This is a genomic window from Bacillus sp. FSL K6-0069, assembly GCF_038007785.1.
GTDB classification, from domain to species: domain Bacteria; phylum Bacillota; class Bacilli; order Bacillales; family Bacillaceae_G; genus Bacillus_A; species Bacillus_A mobilis.
This window is the reverse complement of record NZ_JBBOXN010000002.1, coordinates 118,459-139,204: the sequence shown is the minus strand read 5'-3', so window position 1 is coordinate 139,204 and position 20,746 is coordinate 118,459. Positions and strand designations below refer to the sequence as shown.

Annotated in this window: 24 protein-coding genes and 3 pseudogenes; 24 read left to right on the top strand and 3 right to left on the bottom strand. The window is 34.5% G+C overall.

All coding sequences use genetic code 11. From position 1 onward, the window contains the following. Window positions 1-63: 63 nt before the first annotated feature. From MHB74_RS27900 to MHB74_RS27785, 24 genes and pseudogenes are all read left to right on the top strand, one after another. Complete coding sequence (locus MHB74_RS27900; RefSeq protein WP_000633806.1) at window positions 64-348, top strand: hypothetical protein; 285 nt, start codon at window positions 64-66, stop codon at window positions 346-348. 67 nt (window positions 349-415) lie between these two features. After that, a pseudogene (locus MHB74_RS27895) lies at window positions 416-666 on the top strand (hypothetical protein). A gap of 331 nt (window positions 667-997) precedes the next feature. Further along, window positions 998-1,393 (top strand): hypothetical protein, encoded by a 396-nt coding sequence (locus MHB74_RS27890; RefSeq protein WP_001055070.1) that lies wholly within the window; start codon window positions 998-1,000, stop codon window positions 1,391-1,393. A 22-nt stretch (window positions 1,394-1,415) separates the two neighbouring features. Then, window positions 1,416-1,766, top strand: a pseudogene (locus tag MHB74_RS27885) (Rad52/Rad22 family DNA repair protein); the annotation flags it as partial. A gap of 898 nt (window positions 1,767-2,664) precedes the next feature. Next, complete coding sequence (ltrA, locus tag MHB74_RS27880; RefSeq protein ID WP_234823506.1) at window positions 2,665-4,431, top strand: group II intron reverse transcriptase/maturase; 1,767 nt, start codon at window positions 2,665-2,667, stop codon at window positions 4,429-4,431. Window positions 4,432-4,508: 77 nt separating this feature from the next. After that, a complete protein-coding gene (locus MHB74_RS27875; RefSeq protein WP_000917103.1) occupies window positions 4,509-5,036 on the top strand; it encodes a hypothetical protein in 528 nt (175 codons plus the stop codon). 80 nt (window positions 5,037-5,116) lie between these two features. Further along, window positions 5,117-6,229, top strand: a complete 1,113-nt coding sequence (dnaN, locus tag MHB74_RS27870) for a DNA polymerase III subunit beta (RefSeq protein ID WP_000673198.1) — start codon at window positions 5,117-5,119, stop codon at window positions 6,227-6,229. 12 nt (window positions 6,230-6,241) lie between these two features. Next, the gene (locus MHB74_RS27865) at window positions 6,242-6,571 is read left to right on the top strand and encodes a hypothetical protein (protein WP_000062335.1); all 330 of its coding nucleotides are present in this window, start codon (window positions 6,242-6,244) and stop codon (window positions 6,569-6,571) included. Beyond that, window positions 6,555-7,112: a hypothetical protein gene (locus MHB74_RS27860; RefSeq protein WP_001269722.1), complete on the top strand. Its 558-nt coding sequence runs from the start codon at window positions 6,555-6,557 to the stop codon at window positions 7,110-7,112. The genes MHB74_RS27865 and MHB74_RS27860 overlap by 17 nt, the downstream gene beginning before the upstream one ends. Beyond that, a complete protein-coding gene (locus tag MHB74_RS27855) occupies window positions 7,109-7,921 on the top strand; it encodes a hypothetical protein (RefSeq protein ID WP_000770659.1) in 813 nt (270 codons plus the stop codon). The genes MHB74_RS27860 and MHB74_RS27855 overlap by 4 nt, the downstream gene beginning before the upstream one ends. Before the next feature lie 16 nt (window positions 7,922-7,937). Continuing rightward, window positions 7,938-8,759 carry a hypothetical protein gene (locus MHB74_RS27850; RefSeq protein ID WP_000732880.1) on the top strand — a complete coding sequence of 274 codons (822 nt, stop codon included), beginning with the start codon at window positions 7,938-7,940 and terminating at the stop codon, window positions 8,757-8,759. Continuing rightward, a complete protein-coding gene (locus MHB74_RS27845) occupies window positions 8,737-9,381 on the top strand; it encodes a hypothetical protein (RefSeq protein ID WP_000859312.1) in 645 nt (214 codons plus the stop codon). Before MHB74_RS27850 ends, MHB74_RS27845 begins: the two co-directional genes overlap by 23 nt. 116 nt (window positions 9,382-9,497) lie before the next feature. Continuing rightward, a complete protein-coding gene (locus MHB74_RS27840; RefSeq protein WP_000280379.1) occupies window positions 9,498-9,668 on the top strand; it encodes a hypothetical protein in 171 nt (56 codons plus the stop codon). Between the two features lie 65 nt (window positions 9,669-9,733). Then, window positions 9,734-10,699, top strand: coding sequence for a hypothetical protein (locus MHB74_RS27835; protein ID WP_000182855.1), 966 nt, complete (start codon window positions 9,734-9,736; stop codon window positions 10,697-10,699). A gap of 50 nt (window positions 10,700-10,749) precedes the next feature. Continuing rightward, the gene (locus MHB74_RS27830; RefSeq protein WP_000209415.1) at window positions 10,750-11,160 is read left to right on the top strand and encodes a hypothetical protein; all 411 of its coding nucleotides are present in this window, start codon (window positions 10,750-10,752) and stop codon (window positions 11,158-11,160) included. A gap of 2 nt (window positions 11,161-11,162) precedes the next feature. Next, window positions 11,163-11,345: a hypothetical protein gene (locus MHB74_RS27825; protein WP_000029266.1), complete on the top strand. Its 183-nt coding sequence runs from the start codon at window positions 11,163-11,165 to the stop codon at window positions 11,343-11,345. Between the two features lie 631 nt (window positions 11,346-11,976). Further along, entirely contained in the window at window positions 11,977-13,854 is a 1,878-nt protein-coding gene (locus MHB74_RS27820; protein ID WP_308125547.1) for a reverse transcriptase domain-containing protein, read from the top strand. A 116-nt stretch (window positions 13,855-13,970) separates the two neighbouring features. Then, window positions 13,971-14,648: pseudogene (locus MHB74_RS27815) on the top strand (ThiF family adenylyltransferase); the annotation flags it as partial. Window positions 14,649-14,667: 19 nt separating this feature from the next. Continuing rightward, complete coding sequence (locus MHB74_RS27810) at window positions 14,668-15,039, top strand: hypothetical protein (protein ID WP_001267129.1); 372 nt, start codon at window positions 14,668-14,670, stop codon at window positions 15,037-15,039. Between the two features lie 21 nt (window positions 15,040-15,060). Continuing rightward, entirely contained in the window at window positions 15,061-15,447 is a 387-nt protein-coding gene (locus tag MHB74_RS27805; protein WP_000282368.1) for a nucleotidyltransferase domain-containing protein, read from the top strand. Then, window positions 15,434-15,847: a HEPN domain-containing protein gene (locus MHB74_RS27800; protein ID WP_001244160.1), complete on the top strand. Its 414-nt coding sequence runs from the start codon at window positions 15,434-15,436 to the stop codon at window positions 15,845-15,847. The genes MHB74_RS27805 and MHB74_RS27800 overlap by 14 nt, the downstream gene beginning before the upstream one ends. Before the next feature lie 124 nt (window positions 15,848-15,971). Further along, window positions 15,972-17,744, top strand: coding sequence for a phosphoadenosine phosphosulfate reductase domain-containing protein (locus tag MHB74_RS27795; protein ID WP_002073830.1), 1,773 nt, complete (start codon window positions 15,972-15,974; stop codon window positions 17,742-17,744). A 78-nt stretch (window positions 17,745-17,822) separates the two neighbouring features. After that, on the top strand, window positions 17,823-17,957 hold the full coding sequence (locus tag MHB74_RS27790) for a hypothetical protein (RefSeq protein ID WP_000394598.1): 135 nt from the start codon (window positions 17,823-17,825) through the stop codon (window positions 17,955-17,957). 61 nt (window positions 17,958-18,018) lie between these two features. Continuing rightward, window positions 18,019-18,339: a hypothetical protein gene (locus MHB74_RS27785; protein WP_000136244.1), complete on the top strand. Its 321-nt coding sequence runs from the start codon at window positions 18,019-18,021 to the stop codon at window positions 18,337-18,339. Between the two features lie 96 nt (window positions 18,340-18,435). Here MHB74_RS27785 and MHB74_RS27780 read toward each other — a convergent pair whose 3' ends face one another. From MHB74_RS27780 to MHB74_RS27770, 3 genes are all read right to left on the bottom strand, one after another. Then, window positions 18,436-18,747: a hypothetical protein gene (locus MHB74_RS27780; protein ID WP_033696043.1), complete on the bottom strand. Its 312-nt coding sequence runs from the start codon at window positions 18,745-18,747 to the stop codon at window positions 18,436-18,438. Window positions 18,748-18,825: 78 nt separating this feature from the next. Next, window positions 18,826-19,791 carry a tyrosine-type recombinase/integrase gene (locus MHB74_RS27775; protein WP_002029030.1) on the bottom strand — a complete coding sequence of 322 codons (966 nt, stop codon included), beginning with the start codon at window positions 19,789-19,791 and terminating at the stop codon, window positions 18,826-18,828. Between the two features lie 131 nt (window positions 19,792-19,922). Beyond that, on the bottom strand, window positions 19,923-20,066 hold the full coding sequence (locus MHB74_RS27770) for a hypothetical protein (protein WP_000212568.1): 144 nt from the start codon (window positions 20,064-20,066) through the stop codon (window positions 19,923-19,925). Window positions 20,067-20,746: the final 680 nt, after the last annotated feature.

Genomic DNA, 20,746 nt, shown 5'->3' with positions numbered 1-20,746 from the left:
ACTTGTTGCAATGCTAAAAGCACAAGGAATTAGAAAATGTAAACCTGAGAGGAGCACTACAATATGATTACAGTTAACCGAGGATATATGTATGATCCAGATGATAATGAGGTCATAATTACCGAAATTTATTATGAAGCTGCTACAGATACTAAATTAGGAAGTAAAATGAATAGCTTATCTTATTCAGCCATTCCTAATGAGATTAAAGAAAAAATAGAAGCAGCTGCTTCATTATCCTATATGGAAAGCATTGAGATGCCTCAGCCATTAGCTGTCGTATATCAAAATGAAATTAGCATGTATGGAAAACCAGAAAAATTATACTTTGAGTTAACTAGTATATAAGAGGGAAAAAGACATTGGACGTATTTGTTCAATGTCTTTTTTATTAATTTATAGAGGAGAATATAAAATGAATAATGTAACTGAAATAGAAACAAGTCTTTGGACAATTTGTGTAGGGGATATTTTTAGTAATGGTCGTATGCCGTACCATCTAAAAGTTGTAAAAATTGAAGTAGAAGATATGATGAAACCAGACGATGCGAAGATATATAGTATACCTGTTCACCCTAAAATCATAGAAGACGTATGAAAATAATGGATGTATCAGAACATATTTCTTATCGAGCTTGGTATTATAATGAATTTTGGAGCAAATAATATACTATGGATGAAAGAGTGATACGGTTGTTTCACTCTTTTTTACTTGCATTAAAAATAAAGATAATTTAATATACAGATATATTTATTGTTTAATTGATTCCGTTTATTCCCACACCTTTTTTTGTGTTGTGGTTGAGTTGTAGAAGCAAGTTGCGTCTTGTTTCATTTATGAAAGGGCTTCTTTGAGCCGATTAGTGTATATATAGCTTATTTTGCTATACACATTTTTAATCGACTTGAAGAAGCCCTTTTTGTGTTGTCTTCAAGTTTGGAGTTATTGTATAGCCAGCACTTTAGGCAATTATTTTATTAATTAGGGGGAAACATCATGAATTTAGTCATGGAAAAATCACAAAGGAAATTACAAAATGATGCTCATTTACATGACATTATTAAAGAAATTAAAGAACTAGCTAATCCTTTATGGATCAGTTCTGTATCAATGTTGCAAGCGCACAATCAAAACTTCAATACGAAAGCTACGACATTTAAGGATATTACCATTTCTTATTTAAGAGATTTAAAAGTAAGTTTAAGTCTCATTTATGCAGCAAGGAATATCAGTTGTAAAAGTATAGAGGATTTGAATAAGCGTCTATCCATTCAATCAGGGAAAGATATTACTTCCCATGAGGATTGGCTGCTTCATGAAAACAGAGGAATTATATGTGAAATGATTGATGAATTTCGAAAGAAAGAGTGGAAACACCCAGATTCGAAATAACAAGTAATACAGGAGGATTATTATGACAAATATAATGGAAAGTTTACAAGCTGAATTTCCTGTCGAACAATTAGGATGGAAAATTATAAATACATTTGAAAGCCAAGGTCGTTTTTTTGCGTTTGTAGCTCCATTTGTTGACGCACGCGCCATTCAGGACCGATTTGATGAAGTCTTTGGTATTGATAACTGGCAGGTGTCGTATGAAAAATGGGGTGAGAAAGCAACGAAATGTACCATATCAGTGTTTTTGAATGAACGTTGGATATCAAAAGAGGATGGAAGTGAAGAATCTGACTATAGTTCTGTAAAAGGTGGCTTTTCAAATAGTTTAAAAAGAGCTGCTGTGCTTTGGGGCGTAGGAAGATACCTTGTGTGAACTGTTCTCGCACAAAAAGTTGTGGAAACACACTATATAAAAGCGAGGGAACTATAAAATGTTCTAACTGCATGTTTGACTATCAAGACTCGGAAGTAAGTCTTGCAAGAACATCGTAAACTCTTGAAAAGGTCTAATACTACGGATAGCAATAATAGAGAACCCTATCATTGTTATGAGCCCGTTGAAGGCGGTGAAAATCGAACCTAAATTCCTCAGGGAACATGGTAAGAAAAGTAATCGGGACGCCATAAAATAGCTATGGATAGAATGAATCATAGATTCTGGCGAATCACTGAATGTACGTGTCGATACTATCCGTTCCTTAGAAATATGGAGGAGGTAAAACCATACCTTTTCAGTTGTGGAAATGATAATAAGGTATATCAAATCTGCGGATAGGGACTATACCCTATTCATCTAATGAATCAAATTACGATTAGTTCATTAGTAACTGACGGCATAAAGGTGAGTCCTAAGGCTATATGTAAGGCTAAAACATGTGGAACAGTTGAAGTTGGTGAGAACGTCATACGATGGTTAATTATCGGTTCGTGGATATAAGGTATTACACATACAATACTGAAGTTCCTTAACACCAATGGCAGTAGGGTCATAGTACCAAAGAAGGTTATGTAATATAACTAGAGGGAAGGGCCCAAGTCTAATAATCATGCAAAGGCAAAATTATTCTAGGAATGTGTAACAGTAACCGACTAAACCTTAGAGCAAAATCTCAGCAAAAGAGGTGATGCAATTTGGTGCGAAAACTAGAAAATACTCTTGAATCAGAAACAGAATTAAAGAGAACATTAGACAAGCTGTACTCAAAAACAAAAGAGCATATGGAAAAAAGACGAGAATCAAACACACATCTCTCCTTGAAATTGCGATGTCAAAACCTAATATTGTCACTGCGATACACTCGCTAAAAAGCAATAAAGGCTCCATGACTCCAGGGGTAGACGGAAAAACAATCCAAGACTACCTCAGACTATCCGAAGAAAAACTTATCGAGTTAATTCGTGGTAGACTCACAAATTTCAAGGCGCACCTAATAAAACGTGTGTTTATTCCAAAGGCTAATGGCGGACAACGACCTCTCGGTATTCCAACCATAGAAGACCGGATAATTCAACAAATGATGAAGCAAGTCTTAGAGCCTGTACTCGAAGCACAATTCTTCAAATACAGCTTTGGGTTTCGACCAGAAAGAACTACCTATCATGCGTTGGAAAGAGTAAAAGTCCTTGTTCATAACACTGGGTATCACTGGATCGTAGAAGGTGATATTCGTCAATTCTTCGACAAAGTAAACCATAGGATTCTTATAAAAAAACTATGGAGCATGGGAATCAAAGATAGACGAATATTGTGCCTAATAACGGAATTCCTCAAAGCTGGAATCTTCAAAAATATCATTAGAAATGACAATGGTACACCCCAAGGTGGCATATTAAGCCCCCTCTTAGCAAATGTATACTTACATTCCTTCGACAAATGGGTTGCCAAGCAATTTGAAGAATTTACAACCAGACATGAGTATTCGAAACACGATCATAAATTACGAGGTTTAAAATCTTCTAACCTTAAGCCAGGCTATCTAATCAGATATGCTGATGACTGGGTTCTAGTCACTAATAACAAATCCCATGCTTATAGATGGAAGACTGTTATCAAGAATTTTCTTCAGAAAGAACTTAAACTTGAACTATCCGAAGAGAAAACAAGAATAACCAACATCAGGCATAAGCCAATAGAATTTCTTGGCTTCAAATACAAGGTAGTCTTAAAAGGTGTAAAAGGAAAAAAGAAGAAGGATAAAAAGACAAGATATATCAGCCAAATAACTCCTTCTGATAAGAAGATTAAAAGAAAAGTAAAAGAACTCAGAGCCACACTCACTTCTCTCGGCAAAAGATTAAGCCACGATAAACTGAGTAATGCACAGCTAATCTTAGCCTATAACTCAAAGGTTAGAGGATTAATAAATTATTATTCATATGCCACCGAATCTCCCATAATGGATAGAGAAGGTTATAAGTTAAGAAAAAAGACTTTTAATCTTCTATCTAGGCGTGGTGGGGTCTTACATCCTATCAACAAGTGTATTAACCTTGCGGACAAATACCCTAAACGGACACAAAAGACTTTAGCTATTAAAACCGAAGTTGGCTACATTGGCATTATGCATTTAAACCTAACCAAGATGAACGAAAACCTATATAAACAAAAGGTTCAAAATGAAACTCCATACTCTCCTTCGGGACGTAAATTAATCGAGCGAAGAAAGGGAACAAAGGAGTTCAGTGTCAGACTAGATGAAATTACAAGCCTCTCTCTCCTTGAGAAAGTCAGGAAAAAACTTGTGAATTCACCCCGATACAATTTTGAGTACTTTATGAATAGAGGATATGCGTTCAACAGAGATAGAGGAAAATGTAGAATTACAGGAGTCCCACTTGGGAAGCACAACCTGCATGTTCATCACATTAATCCTAATCTCCCGTTAGAAGAAGTCAATAAGCTGCCAAATCTAGCCTGTGTAGATAAGGAAATTCACAAGGCAATACACAATGAAGTTGATATGAGCAGCATCTTGAATAATAAGGAAATTAATAAACTGAAACGATTCAGGAACAAAATTCATGCTATTTGATTATTAGATGGAGCGCCGTATGAGGTGAAAGTCTCACGTACGGTGTGGACCGGGGGAAAAGCCACTCTTAACAGGTAATGCTGAAGAATTGGCTTACCTATCGGTATTATAATGTAAAACCTACTAAAGTAGAACTTTCTACATGTAGTAATGGCCCAAATAGTATCTATATTTCTTATCAAAAGAAAGGATATTATTTTATACCACCTACTATGTTACAGCAAAAACATAAACAAGGAAGTTCAAAGAAGGAACCATCGAATGGCCAAGTAAGTCTAGGTGTACTAATTCAAAACATACAAGAGCTTGCAAAACCATTAAGTATTACATCCAAGGAAATTCTACTTGCCTATAATCACAATTATAATGCGCAAGCAAGAACATTTGAGGATACGACGATTGGTGGTTTAGAAGGAATTCTAACTAGTTTACAGTTGATTCACGAAGCGAAGAATATCCGTCCTGGAAATGAGAAACAGCTTAACCGGTGGTTATCAGCTCTTATTCCTGGTGATGTTACATCCTTTAGAGAATGGTTACTTCATGATCATACAGAAGCCATTCATCAACTCATACAACAGTTAAAAAAACAACAAAGCGCGTAAAGCTTTGTTTTATAGCAGGAAAACGAATGAACAGGATATGAGGTCTGTTCTTTTTTTATTACTTTTTGGAGGGATTTATTATGAAATTTACTATTAACCGTACATTATTTATTGAAAAATTAGAGAAAGCAAGTGCTACTGTAGACGTTAAAAACCCAATGCCGGCATTACAAGGTGTTTTATTGGATTGTAATTCAAAGGGAATGATTCTAATGGGTTCAGACGGTACAGAAACAGTAACATTAGTAACTCGCTTTAATGTAAACAGTGGGGATTGTACTGAACCGGGGAAGGTGCTTTTTGCAGCTGCTCCGGTACTTAAAACGATTAAGAAATTCAAAAGTGAATTCATCGGTCTTGAACATAAAAACAATGAGCTAAAGATTGTAGAAAGTAAGAAGAAACAATTTAGCTTTTGTACCATGGATCACGAAGAATATCCTGAAATTAAAATCGAAGCAGGGGAAGATTGGATTTCACTTTCACAAGAACAATTTGTATCAATGGCCAACGGAACGTTACATGCTATTCCTGCAATGGATACACGTAAGATTCTAACAGGTGTGAACTTAAAATCAGTTGATGATAAGTTCTTTAGTATAGCAACTGATGCTCACCGTTTAGCCCGTTTACATTTTGATTGTACAAAGATCACTATCGCAAAAGATGGTGAAGTCGTGTTACCAATTAAGTCTCTTAAAACAGCTCTTAAGCTCTTTAATCGTGAAACAAATTTACAATTAAAGCTCATTAGTGATACACAGCTGTTGATCCGTGGCGAAAGTATTATCTATCAGTCTAGATTACTAGCTGGTACATATCCCGATACGGCACGTATGGTACCCGACGAATTTAAAAGTGAAATACAACTATCACGTGAAGAATTTAAAAATACGTTGGAGCAGCTTTCAGCATTTTCTTCCTTAATCGTACTTACGTCAGAAGGAAAAGAAAGCATCCATCTTAAACCACAAAATTCTCAAGTAGGTACTGCAAGTGTAGAAATTCCATGTAATCAAGTAGAAGCATTTACATTGGCTTGTAATGTGGAATATCTGCTACAAGCACTACAAACGATAACTTCTGAAACAATCGCGATAAAAATGATTAGTAATCAGAGACCTATCGTGGTAGTGGGAGCAGAGGATACAACTCACTCTAATCTGCAGTTAATTCTACCGGTTCGCGTGTAAGGGGGCATCCAAATGAGTATGAATCACAGTGACTTCTTTGACTTTTTACAGTCAAAAGAAGTCCTTCCTAATAATCAAGAACTTCGTCAATCCTTTGAATTGATTATAAATGGATTTATTGCGAACGAAATGCCTGATTTAGAAAACATACCATTAGAACATATAGATGAATTTGAAAAGCAATTTGAGCAGCTACGACATTATGTCACGTTTTATAGTGATAATTCATTTCGTATAAATGGTCCAGATTGTGAATTAAAAGAAATGCTACATTTACATCTTTTCACTGAACAACTAGAAGATGTGGAAAAGCAGGGGCTAGAAGATGAGATATTTATTTAATCAAGGAAATGAGATGAAAGTATACATACGGATACTACGCATACAAAAATTAATTCGTAAATATAACATCCCATTCTTAATCAATATCAATGATTTTCACAGGGACAAGTTGCATATCACAAGTGAACTATTATTCGAGTCGTTTGCGCGTTTTAACGAGCAAACAAGTATATTTTGTCACTTTGCCTTTGGAACTGAAGAAGACCTGTTAGATGGGACGTTATTTAGCTCAGAAGACATGTATTCGAATTTCGCTTCGGATATTAGTTCTATGGCTGCGGAAGGATGTTACTTCGATACAGCTGGTTACTATTTATGTATAGGCTCGGAACATATAACACAATCTGATTTTCAATTCGTGTTACATGAATTTTCGTTTAACACCTATCAAAGTGAAGCGTATCCCAGTCATATTTTGATTGAATTTCTAGAGGATGGTTATGAACAGTACTCATTTGATGAATGGGTACTTTCTTATTATGAAATTATAATCCGTCTTGCGGCAATGATTCGAGAAAAGACGAAGGGGAACCAGGTATGAAATTATTATTTACATACAATCACCAGAAAGTAAGAAAGTATCTACTTTCGTTAAAAATGCAAAAGAATGCTCACTTACTGCATGAATTACTTGCAGATAAGAAGCATGAAGAAGAAATCTATATATTAGATTGTTTAGAGCACTCAAGAGAAATAGACTTCAGTAAGATTTCAGAACGATCCATTCAACAAGTAATGGCTACTGTTTCTTATTTAGAGGAAGACTCGAATTTCCCAATTGGTTTAATTGATTCGAAAACCTTACTTGAAATAATTATGATTGCGGAAACATCTTTAGATACTGATCTTTCCTGCTTCTATACATCGCAATTCTATCTTATGGAGATATTTATACGTATGTATAAATTGGGGATTCCTGTAAAAGATTATTACCCAACTTATTTAGAACAAGATAATTTCGAAGAATACGATTGTGAGGATTCATTTAAAAGCTGGGGTGATGACTTACTTCAAGATATGAAATTACATCACGAAGAGGTAGATAGCGACGATAAAGATACCTTAATCCAATATTCGAATTTATTTCATATATCTATGGATGAGATAAACCTTATTGTTGAGAATGCATGGAGTCCAATTGGTGAAATGCTCTCTAATATCAAGATAGAGAATCAAAGTTTCTTTCAGTCAATCCAGAATCAGTTTGATATACGTATGCTTTACCAAGCTGATGAGGAAAAACTTTACCTTTTCTATGATGATGATACATATTTTCCAGCAATTAAACGAATTGAGATGTTACTTCGTATCTTTGAAGAGATACAGTTAACAAAAAATATAGCAAATTAGTACAGAGGGCCAAAAAATGAAGAAATTATTTAGCTATTCATCTAATGTAGCGATGTCAAACTACTTACTATCACTTAAGTTAAACAAAACTTATAGCATCGTTAGTTGGGAACAAATTAAACAAAGATATCAAGAGGAAATATATATATTAGAAAGCCTTTCTAAAGATATAGAAATAGATTTCAACAAAATCTCTCATGGAACAATTAGTAAAATCCAAACTTGTGTGGACTTTCTAGATGAAAACCAAACAATAAGGTGGGAGGACATAGAATCAACAGATACGATTGTCATCTTCTTACTTTCCATGAACCTATTAAACATAAATCTATCTAAATTTTATTCATGTCAATTTCATATCTTACGTTACTTTAAAAGCATGCATGAGCTTTCGATTGATGTAACACAGTATTCTCCCTCGTATTTAGACCGAGAGAATATCTATGAATTAGACCATGAAGAAGGATTTATAGAATTGGGTACGGACATGATCGAAGATATGGGCTTAGAAGCTTTTCCAATTGATGAAGAAGAGTATGAAAAGCTCTCTACACTATTCGACATACCATTAAAGGAAATAAAGGAAGCAGCAGAGGACACATGGGGTGCTATAGCTGAAACAATAGACGGCATATCACCGAAGCATAAAGAAAAAATTTCTAAATTACTAGATTGTTATCCAGTGCAGCATTCTTATCAAATTGATGAAGAATCTCTGTATCTCTATTATGGCCAGGAACCATTATACGGACCATATAAATTTGAGATGTTACTAGATTTAGTGGAAACAATCTATACGCAGGGGGACATAACAAATGAAGACAGTAGCAATATTTGATGCTTTAGAGCCAAAAGGAATTGTAACCATTCAGCAATTTAACAACGAATTATCACGTGGAGAAACTGCCGTTACTTTTAAGGACTTTTATTTAGCTTTAAAAGAAGTTATGGAGCAGGGTACACAAGATAATACTCATTACTCTAGTGGCGTACTCCCAAAAGGTTGTATAAAACACGAGGTGTTATCTAAGAGTGGAGATAAACAAGCTGTTTGGATTGAAGTACCAAAGGCTCAGTGGGATATTCATTTTTTTGAACGACCGTTTCAACAAGTAGGATTTCCACGTCTATTATTTCGTTATACGGTGTACCAAAAACGAGTTACGAATATCTCTGTCTTTGCTGTAAAAGAAGATATGGAGTTAGAAGAAGGAATGAAATTATATCAATTTCCATATTCTAATGTTCATCCTAGTGGATCTGTATGTACAGGTAGAGTTGTGATACCTGAATTCCGGACTTTAAAAGATTTAGAAACATTTCATGTTTTATTTTTTGCAAGTTCTTTTAATCACGACCTTACACATACTCATACGGAACCAGTTGGAGAGCTATTTAAACGATTTGAAAACCAAAGTTTTGATGATTCTATTTTAATGGAATCGGAAATGACTTTTTAATACACGCTCTTTAGAGTGATTGTTTATTAGAAGCAGGGGAGTATTTATTAAGAATAATAATTTTGTTGGAGTTTAGATTATAAACATTGGATCCAACATGCTTAGGAGGAAATACGGTGTATTTAGATTATGAAACACGAATGAGAATTGAGAGAGAAAGACAACGAATTATTAAGTTTTTAAACGAGAAGGGTATTACACAAAATTCAGATGGCAAAAGAGTCAATGATTTACCACTTTGGCCATTAACTTTAATGGAAAATAAGTTACTGGCAGACAGTAATTGAGTACATCGAATTTCTGAAAATAGCAGAACTATATATAAGCAAAGATACTAGGAGGATTTTTTATTATGACAAACTTATTCGATTTTTTTGATATGGAAACACAAGTAGAGGAAACAACAGTACCAGTGAAAAAAGCTGCTTCAGAGCAAGCCACTGCTAAAAAGGAAGAAAAAAAGGAAAAAGCAAAAGGTAAGACAAAAAGTAGTAAGAAAGCTAAGGCTACAAAATCTACAGATTGTCTAGATAAAATCAATACAACAACGGTTGTTCGCCACGTAGTATTTGGGGATATACCATTAGTAGATTGGTTTACAGAAGAAGAAATTATACATGGAATCGCTGTTCAAAATGGGGATTCAACAGATGTAAGAAAAATAGAAGCAGAGGATATCCGCGTAAAATTAGAGCATCGTTATCCCTCATTTGTTAAAGGCTTAACTGTCATTAAATATGATGAGGATACAAATGCACTACTTCCGATTTTAACTGTCGGCGCAAAAGGAGCAAGTATTGTAGAGGGACAATCCATTTCAGATTGTCCTTTTTCTTTTCTTAGTACTTGGCTGAATCACTTTTTACCTGGGGATTTTATTCCGAGAACACTATTAATGGACTTTATTATTATTGCACAAGCCATTTCTCGTAAATGTGATTGCGAATTGCATGCTGATATCTATTTCAATAAAGAGCGTGGTTATTTTATGGATTTTCCACCTCAGCAGGTAGCAACTGAAATTGTAATCCCAGAAACGAATATAGAGATGCAGTCTATCGCTATGAAAGTTATGGAGATACACAGTCATCATCGTTTCTCTGCTGAACCAAGTGATTTAGATGATCAAAGTGAACGTGCTCCTATTCTTTATGCAATTGTTGGCAGAATAGAGGATGTTTTCCCTGAACTACGAGTACGGACTTGTATAGATGGAAAATTTTATTCTATTAATCCTAACTTTATATTTGCAGGAGAGTATGCAACGAAAGGGATAAGCCAAGATTACGATTTAAGTAGGATCACACTTTTAAAATAAACACACAAGGGGGCGTAAAAGAGACATATTTTTATGTCTCTTTCTTTATTATGACAACATTAAAAACAATTCACGTTTCAATGTTTACAAAGATAAAGCACTACATGTTAGTTCTTACAAAGAATAAACAAGCAATAGAGGAATCGCATGATGACTATAAGCTATTTCAATTTATGTGCAAGTTAGAGATGAATCACATATATGAAGCATTAGAAGGACAGAGGAAGAATACTCATATTGATTTAGACACACATCAAGAATATATAGACACGCTTGTTGTGCAGTTGAATTTACTTCAATATGTTGTAGGCATTGTGCAAGAGGAAGGAGTTATTTATGCTGCATCGATACTAGTGATGCATTCATTTGACTTGTATACCGTGCATAGGCTTACAAATTTATCGATTCCATTTCTACGAAATTTAGAGAATACACTATCAAAAGAAAATAGGGGGCTATAAAAATGAGTATTGTTATTGATATTGCAGAAGGAAAGAAGATTGTACCACATATTGTATTAGTAGGTGCTGGAGGAAACGGAGGATTAATTTTACAACATATTGCTCAAATGATGAGTATTTTTCAATTGGATGGCGAAATTGTAGTTGCAGATCCAGACACGGTTGAAGAAAAAGTGCGCCCATAAGGGCCTTGTAAACTCTGATTTAGTAAATCAGCGGGTGAAGTGAAACAAGATAACAACCCGACACCGGTAGCCTTATCCGTAATCGAAAGTGAACGGGGAGTGTAGCATGGCTGCAACGGGATAAGTCACTCTAATGTCATGAGTGCGACTGAATTTCTAGGTGTACCGTGGTAAACAAGGTTGAATGCTAAACTGCGTGAAGGATAAATCAAGGGGTCTTATCAACGACCATATCGAAATAGACATTGAAACGATATGTCTCTAGTTCATCTCATCTATTTTTTTTGGAGAGAGGTGTGTTTCACACTAGAGAACCGACTAAAGTACATTAGTAAAGATTGAAAGTCCCAACCGATATTACTACAAACTATTTACAAGGTACTAAATGGGGATTACCTAAGTGGAAGCGCCATTTATGGCTATAGAGGATGATTTCAAGGTGAAAACCAAGAAATGTGGCTCTTGAATATTCCATATGGTAACGGAGCCTTCGTAGTAGTCAGAGATAGGGAAAGCCTATCACACTAACGTATTACAAACTGCGTTAGGTCATGGTTGTGAAATCAAGATGGCGAAGGAAGGCAGTCAATTAGTTCATGATGATAATAAACAGGAAGGAAGCGAGATGCTAATGAGAAATCCAGTTTATGTATTGAACACCTTGTCAAAGAATACTATTAAAGAAAACTATAAGTTCAAAAGATTATATAGAAACCTTTATAATCCGGAATTCTACTATAAAGCTTATCAAGAAATATATGCCAATCCAGGTAATATGACTAGAGGAACCATAAATAACACTGTTGATGGTTTCTCAAAAAATAGAGTATCTAAAATCATCAACAATATTAAAAATGGTAACTATAAACCTACCCCTGTTAAGCGAGTTTATACTGATAAAAAAGGGAGTAAGAAAAAACGTCCTCTTGGGGTACCGACATTTGACGATAAACTTGTCCAATTAGTAATAAAGTACATCTTAGAAGCTATTTATGAACCAAACTTCTCTGAGAACTCACATGGATTCAGAAAAAATAGGGGTTGTCATACTGCTCTGAAACAAATTAAAAAGAGTGGTAGTGGAACTAAATGGTTTATTGAAGGTGATATTCAAGGTTTCTTTGACAATATTGATCACCATATCCTAATTAACCTACTAAGAAAACGTATCAATGACGAAACACTTATCGGGTTAATATGGAAGTTCCTTAGAGCTGGGTACATGGAGGATTGGCAATTCCACAAAACATTCAGCGGAACACCACAAGGAGGTATTCTTAGTCCTCTTCTTGCCAACATATATCTAAACGAACTAGATATATACATGGAAAAATATGCTGAAAGATTCGGAAAAGGTCAACCAAAAGACAGAGAAGTTGATAAAAGATATCAATACTTACACCTCAAAATAAAAAGAGGTCGTAAGAAAGCTGACTTACTAAGAGAACAAGGTAAACTCAATGAAGCTCAAGAATTAATCGAGCAAGTCAACGAATGGGTTAAGGAAAGAGGGAAACGTCCCTACTACAATCCAATATCGGATAAATTCAAGTCTCTAAAATATGTTAGATATGCTGACGACTTCATTATAATGATAATCGGCAGTAAAGATGATGCCAAAGCCATTAAATCTGATATAGCTCAATTTATCAATGAAGAATTGAAATTAACTTTATCAGAAGAAAAGACACTTATCACCCACTCTAGCAAGAAAGCAAAATTTCTTGGATACAACGTCAATATCACTAGAAATGAGCTATTTACCAAATACTCAGTGAAAGGTGCTAAAAGAAGACATCACAATCTAAAAGTAAGACTTGAAATACCCCATGAAGCATGGCGAAATAAATTACTTGCCATGAATGTTTTAGAAATGAAGTATGTGAATGGGAAAGAAATTTGGAAACCAAAGCATAGACCAGAAATGGCACACTTAGATGATCTGGAAATACTACATAATTATGTATTACAGATTAGAGGGATGTACAACTACTACAAATATGCAGTTAATTCAACGGTACTCCAAAAATTCAGTTACGTTCTAGAATACAGCATGTATAAAACATTCGCCAATAAATATAAAAGCTCAATTAGCAAAATCAAGGGGAAATATTGCAAAAACGGTGTATTCGTGGTCAAGTACAAAGATAAAAAAGGCAAACAACACTCTCATTCTTTCTACAGGGAAGGGTTTAGAACGGTTGATATAACTAAGATGAAAACACAAGAAAATAACATCGACAACATGGTAGCCTCAAGAGCTCACATGTCAACAACTAGTCTTATGGATAGATTATCAGCCAACAAATGTGAACATTGTGGTAAAACCGATTCTAACTTAGTAATGCACCATGTTCGAAAAATGAAAGATGTTGAGAAAGGCAAAGCCAAATGGCAAAAATTAATGATTGCCCGTAGACGCAAAACATTAGCCGTGTGTGAGGATTGCCATAATGAAATTCACTATGACATGAGAGTAGAACTTATAGCGAAAAACAGAAAAAAGTAACTTTGACAAGCAATTGATGGAGAGCCGTATACTCTGAGAGGAGTACGTACGGTTCGGTGAGGGGTTTTGAGAAACCTATCATAGCAATATGACAAGGCGCTCGCTTCCTACTCTACAACCTTGGAAATCAACTCTTTATTCGACCTGATGTTGGTAAATACAAAGCAGAAGTACTGGCTCGTCGATATAAAGCTGGCTATAACGTTCCTATCTCTTCCTTTACGTCGCAGTATATAGAAGACATAGAAACAATGCAGCAGTTGTTTGGTAACAAATATGATTTATTAAAAAAACAACATAAAGACGATTACTTGTATCTGCCAATTGTAATTGGGGCAGTAGATAATATGTTTTCTCGCGAGGTCTTTCATCAATTCTTCCATCAATCAGATAATCTTCTTTACATCGATGTAGGGAATACAGCTGTAACAGTTCCTGATAATTGGAGAGAAGTAAATAAAAGACATTGGACACCTCAACAAATAGCTGATTATAAAAACAGTGGTTATAACGGACAAGCAGTATGTGGAGTTAAATTGAATGGCGAGGTCATTCTTTCACCGCTTGGTGATTTATTTCCGGATGCTTTTACGAAAAAAGAAACAGCTCCAAGTCAATTAAGTTGTTCCGAATTAGCTGCTTCAGAACCACAGCGCGTTATTACCAATAAGTTCGCTGCCATGACTGTTGCTCAATTCGTCAACGAACTCTTTGATGAAGGTACCGTATCGAATCACTATATCATTTTCCAAGCTCAAAAGGCTTTTATGAAAGCTGCACCAATTGAGGGGTAATGATATAGGAGGGGACAAGATGAGAGTGTATCAATTAGATTCCACTCAATTACAACACAGTTTAACACCAACAAACATGTGTAATGGTGTTCTACAATACTACCAATATAAACAGTATACCGTTGTATCTGTACTTGATTTATCAAAGCAAGATTCCGGAATGATACCATTGCTTCTGGCTTGTTTAGCAGAGGCTTTGATTCATTTCAATCCGGATTCTTTTTTAGCGAAGGATGAATCTAGCATTTTATATTGGTGTAGAAAGAACTTTAAAGGCTTTCATAGTATCTCTGACGATGGATTTTTACAAGATTTCAAGCAGATATACGAATGTTATCAAGCATTGCAGAACGTTGGGAAACAAGAGAAAAATATAAAAATAAATATGTAATAGCAAGGAGAAGGGAAACGTATGTATAATATACTTAAACGTCAATATAATTACTTTATCCGAGGAGTGATTCGGATTAACGAAGAAGTACAAAGGGAATTGGACCTATTAGTGCAAAAGATTCGTGAAACTGTATCTTCTGTCCAAAAAATCATCCTTTTTGGCTCTCATGCATATGGCACACCAAATGAAGACAGTGATTTTGATCTCTGTATTGTTGTGGAAGGTGTCGGAGAAAGAAAAAGGGAAGTCATTAATCGTATCAATTGGGGTATTTATGATGTTATGGAAACACCAGTTGATATTTTAGTGTACGGACCAGAAGAGTTTCAAGAACGTGCTAGCCGTACCGTTACTATGGAACATAAGATTGCACTAGAAGGGAAGGTCCTATATGAGAAATATTGAGGATCTAAAAGAGTGGGTATTTATTGCAAAATCTGATTTAGATTCTGCTAGTTACTTAACTCACATGAAACCTTTCCCAACTGCAATTATTTGTTATCATAGTCAACAATGTGTGGAAAAACTTCTAAAAGGATTTCTTGCACTAAACGGTAGGACAGTCCCAAAAACTCATAACCTTTTAATGCTGCACAAATCATGTCGGAAATTAGATGAGGAATTCTCATTGATTTTAGAACAGTGCGTGCAGCTAAATGGTTATGCTACAGACATTCGTTATCCGTATTTTGAAGCACTTACTGTTCAAGATGGATTAATCGCTATACAACATGCTCAAAAAGTAATGAGCTTTTATATGGAAAAGTTAAACAAGTTGAATATACATGAAATCACAGTTGATTAAAAATAGAGGATATACACAAAAGAGAGTGCCTATTAAATAGGGACTCTCTTTTTCTATCTAAAAACAGAGGAGGTATGCTCCATAGTAGTATGAAATGATACTTTGCTATGGGGATAACAATATAATGATGGATATATATAAAGAAATTAAAGAGGAAATGAAAAAAGTCTATTTATCTCGCGATTGTTGTTTTGTAGGTTACAGTGGGGGGAAAGATAGTTCTGCCATGTTGACGTTACTATGGGATGCAATTGCTGAGCTACCACTAGAGGAACGTACAAATCCAATTCATATCTTAACTTCCGAAGTTGGAGTAGAAACACCTGCTATGACGGCTTATATCTCAAGGACATTACAAAAGATCCAGGAGAAAGCAAATGAGCAAAACCTACCATTTGTCGTTCATGGTGTGAAACCACTTATGAAAGAATCATATTGGTATAAAGTAATAGGCAGAGGCGTTTTACCACCGAGCGGAAACAGTAGATTGAGATGGTGTACTGACTCTCTCAAGGTCAAACCGATGCAGCGAAAGATGAAAGAAATCTTAATAGCTTCTCAAACTACTACTGCAGTAGAATGCTTTGATGAATATGATGGTGTGCTTATGCTGGCCGTTCGTAATGAAGAGAGCGCTCGAAGAAGACATAGTATTCAAAAGCATGAGATAAGTAATGATTCCTTATTTTCACGTCATAATGATATGAAGAATATCCTCTGCTTTAATCCAGTTAAATTTTTAACCGGTGATGAAGTATGGATGTTACTTTTAGATAGAGGGATACTGCCCTTTGGTGTGGATGTGGAAGAAATGAGCATACAGTATGGACAAGCTATGTTTGAATGTGGCATAAAAACAGGTGGGAAGCAGCAGGGAAATGCTTGTGGAGCTGCAAACTCACGTAGTGGATGTTGGACTTGCCTAATGATGAATGGTGAGGATAAAATGTTGACCCAGCTAATTAGTGAGGGGTATACGGACTATGCTTATCTACAATCCTGGAAAAGCTTCTTACGTTCGATTAGAAACGATATTCGGTATCGGAATGTAATGAATAGACGAAGCCTGCAAACGCTCCTTAGAAACGAAAATAAAAGGGATTCAGACTTGTTTTCCATATGTAATCATGTTGAATATGATTATATTATGTTTGATCGTACAGAAAAGGGAGACTATGCACCTGGAGGACTAACAGTAGAAGGTAGAAGAATGCTTTTAGAATATCTACTTTATATTCAACAAGAAATGAATACGAGTCTTATATCTGAAGAAGAAATTGAGGCAGTACTACAAGGCTGGTATGACACAGATGGTATTCGTGTATATCGAGATGAATTGGAGCCAATACATCACGCATGTCTTGGTGAATTGGTGTTCAAACCTGATTGTACAATAAATGAAGAAAAAACGACGTCTCCATTCCCTGTGTTTTTCGTGGAAATTGATGTTCATTTAGGGAAGCAGGAGATATTTCGTTGGATGAAGGAACGACAGAAAGTTACGCAGCAGAGTTTTTTCTTTTTTCCTTCAAATTATTCTAATGATTCTGCAAAGCTTACATGGAACAAACTAACCTTTGTTGTATCTAGATTTGATATAACAGAAGCAAGAGATGCTGAACGCATTATACGTCAATGGTTAGGTATGACGATGTACCATGAAAAGGCAGAAGCACAACATAAGAAGATGCTTGTACAGCTGTTCATTCATTCTATGAAGAATGAACAATTATTTAATCCGGATGAATTAGAAAATACGAAGATCCTATATACTACAGAGTTTATAAGTAGGCTCTCTCGATTGCTAGAAACAGAGGAGTTGCTATCCGAGGAGACTAATCACCTCTTTGCAAAAATACTTAAAGAAATGGCTAACGAAACATTTCTTATAGCGTGATATATAAATAATAGATATATTTAGAGAGTACCTATTCAATAGGTGCTTTCTATATTACAAAGGCAAGAGGAGATTATAATGGAATTCAAAAAACTTATGAAGTATATAGAAGAGAATAAGGAAGAACACTTTGATGAATTAATTAAAGAAAATGAAAACGCAATTAAAGAAATCGATAAAAAAATGAGAAGGAAACAGATTTTTAAAAAATAGTTACGATATTTACCAAAGAACTATTAGGAACGTATAAATATAGGATTCAAGGAGGATACTTATGACTGAAATTAGTTTCAAAGACAGATGTATTCAAATTCTAACCACAATTCCAACAATAGTATTTTTTATTTGGAGCATGTACTACTGCTTTCAGCTATTTGTAGGAAATGAAATACCCGGAGTAACTCCTATTACAAAGTTTATGCTTGGGTTGATTACACTGTTTATGGGAATTGGCGGACTTATTAATTTAACTAAGCCTAATGTAGATGCTGTTGAGTTCTCCGTAAAGACACTTTGCGGGTTACTTGCAATTGTCTTTATATTATTTGCAGAGAAATTTGTCGACATCGCAAAATTAATTAGTGAGTCATTGTAAACAAAAGACAGCAACACAAGCGTTGCTGTCTTTTATTTATGTATTGATTTTAAAAAGAACATTTAACTGTTTCAGAGTGATGAAGTTTTGAAAATCTTAATTACTTAAAAATTTTTGAATAACTTTTTCTTGTTCCAAATCCCAATCTTTTCCGCTTTTTATATAACATTCGTGCTTAATGGTTAGTTGAGTGTATTCATGCGAAGTAATTTCTTTATTAATTACAACACCACCACATTTTTTAGCAATTCGTTCGGCTATATCTTTATCTATAAAGAGAAATGCCACTTCTTCATCTTTTACAAACTCATAACTAAATGAAGTTTCATCGTATGGTATTCTGTGCAATCCACCTGCATAAAACAATTCTCCTAATTTTACTAAACATAAAGTTAAAGTGTTTTGCATAACATATATTCCTTTCTCGTGCATTTTTCTCATTCCTTTAAATACCTTTTGTGATGGACTTGTTCATCTAGAGCATTATTAACAGCTTAATCTTAAATATTGAAAATATCTTTTCAATGATATTTTAGTCTTAAAACCAATTCTATCAATTAATTCACTTTCAGAAAGTCCTTGCTTAATAAGGCGAAGAATAAATGTGTTCCTCATCTGCTGTGCAGAAATACGCCTATCTAATTCTGCTCGTTTCACTTCAAGTCGAATCATCTTTTGTATAGCAACCTCAGACAAAGCTTTTGGTGCATCATTTTCGTAAACCCATCGATAAGTACCTCGATTAAAATCAAATGCCACAAATAGAGGATTATCTGTGTGCTGTCGAGGTCTTACAGGTTCAGGGATAGTCGAATAATATTTGTAAAGCTGTTGTGTAGCTTCGGCTGTTAAGAAGATGGATCTAGTATCTCCGTTTTCTCCTGGAACAATTAAAGTGTTCCTAGCAAACTGTATATGGTTCATATTAAGCGATACAAGCTCTTGCAAAGACAAACCATAGTTTACTATTAAATTAATTATACAAGCGTTTCTATCCATGATTAGAGGACGGTATTTAGCTTGTCTTTCTGTTAATCCCTTAGTTGATAGAACAGTTTGTTTTAAAAGCGCCTCTTCCAATTCGGTAATAAAATCATTGTCATTTAGTGATTGATCCGGAATTAAAGAGAGATGAATATCATCTAATGGACTAACTATACCTAAAAACATGTGTAACCTCTTTAAAACCACCCATATCCTGTGCCTTGTTTTAAGAGAATATTCTCGTTTATTTTCTAACACTGAGAAATAAGATTGATAATCATCTACGGATATTTCATTCCATGATTTTATATGTAAAAGCAACTCATTTTCATTCAACCATCTATAAAAATCTTTAATATCGTATGCATAGCGTTGGATTGTAGAATGTTTTCGGCCTTTTTCACTTAAATATGTAGAGAACGCTTCTAAAGTTTTTTCTAAGTTAATTGTCTCATTCAATATAGTCACCTAATTTCTTTGGATATATTATAACAGAAAATAAGTGAAAGACCTGCTACCGCCCTTTGCTACGCACGGTTGCTGGCATATCCAAAAAGCAAACGGACAAACAACCCTTTGCTTTTTGGATATGTTGTTTATTAGTTATAAAGCCAGATAAATAGAGTTATCATAATACTCCAAAAAGGCACTACAAAAACTAATCCCCAAACAATCCCTTTAAAAAATCCAATCTCGTTATAGGTATTCATTTCTATGTAAGTTGTTTCTTTTAGTGTAGCCATGTGTAATCCTCCAATATAAATTGTTTATTAAAATGAAAAAAGGACAAACCTAGTCCTGGTAGGGATACGTAGGTTTGTCCTTTTGTATGAGGGTAATGATCTGTTTAATTACCATTATTATAACGCAATTTACAAATATTTTCAATTAGGTCGGACATCTTATTAACAATTATACTAGCTATATTAAAAATCTATTATAAATATATACCTTATATAAAAAAAGAAATAAAGATAAAACTATTATAGGTTATCAAAAACAGGGGAAATATCTACTCCCACAAGGGAAAATTTCATGTTAGAACCTAAAAAATCATAAATAGCAGAAAATGTATTCGTAAATTCAATGATTATTAGACGTTTAATTCTACAAAAAAACAGAAAGGAATTACTATATTTCTACATGAAATCAGAAAGAATTTGATACTAATCGCATTATATATATTCAACCCCGTAAATAAGAACTTTTTTACTTATTTTAGTAATCAGGTTAATTCTAACCGTCTAATTATCCACATTTTATTCAGATTAGGCTGCTATTTTTGAACATAACTCACTATTTACACATAACTCACATTTTTGTTGATGATTTTTATTAGATAAATACAACAACATTAGTAATAACAATGATTTTAGAAGGATTATATCCACATTGGATCATATTTGTCCTCATATCCACTATT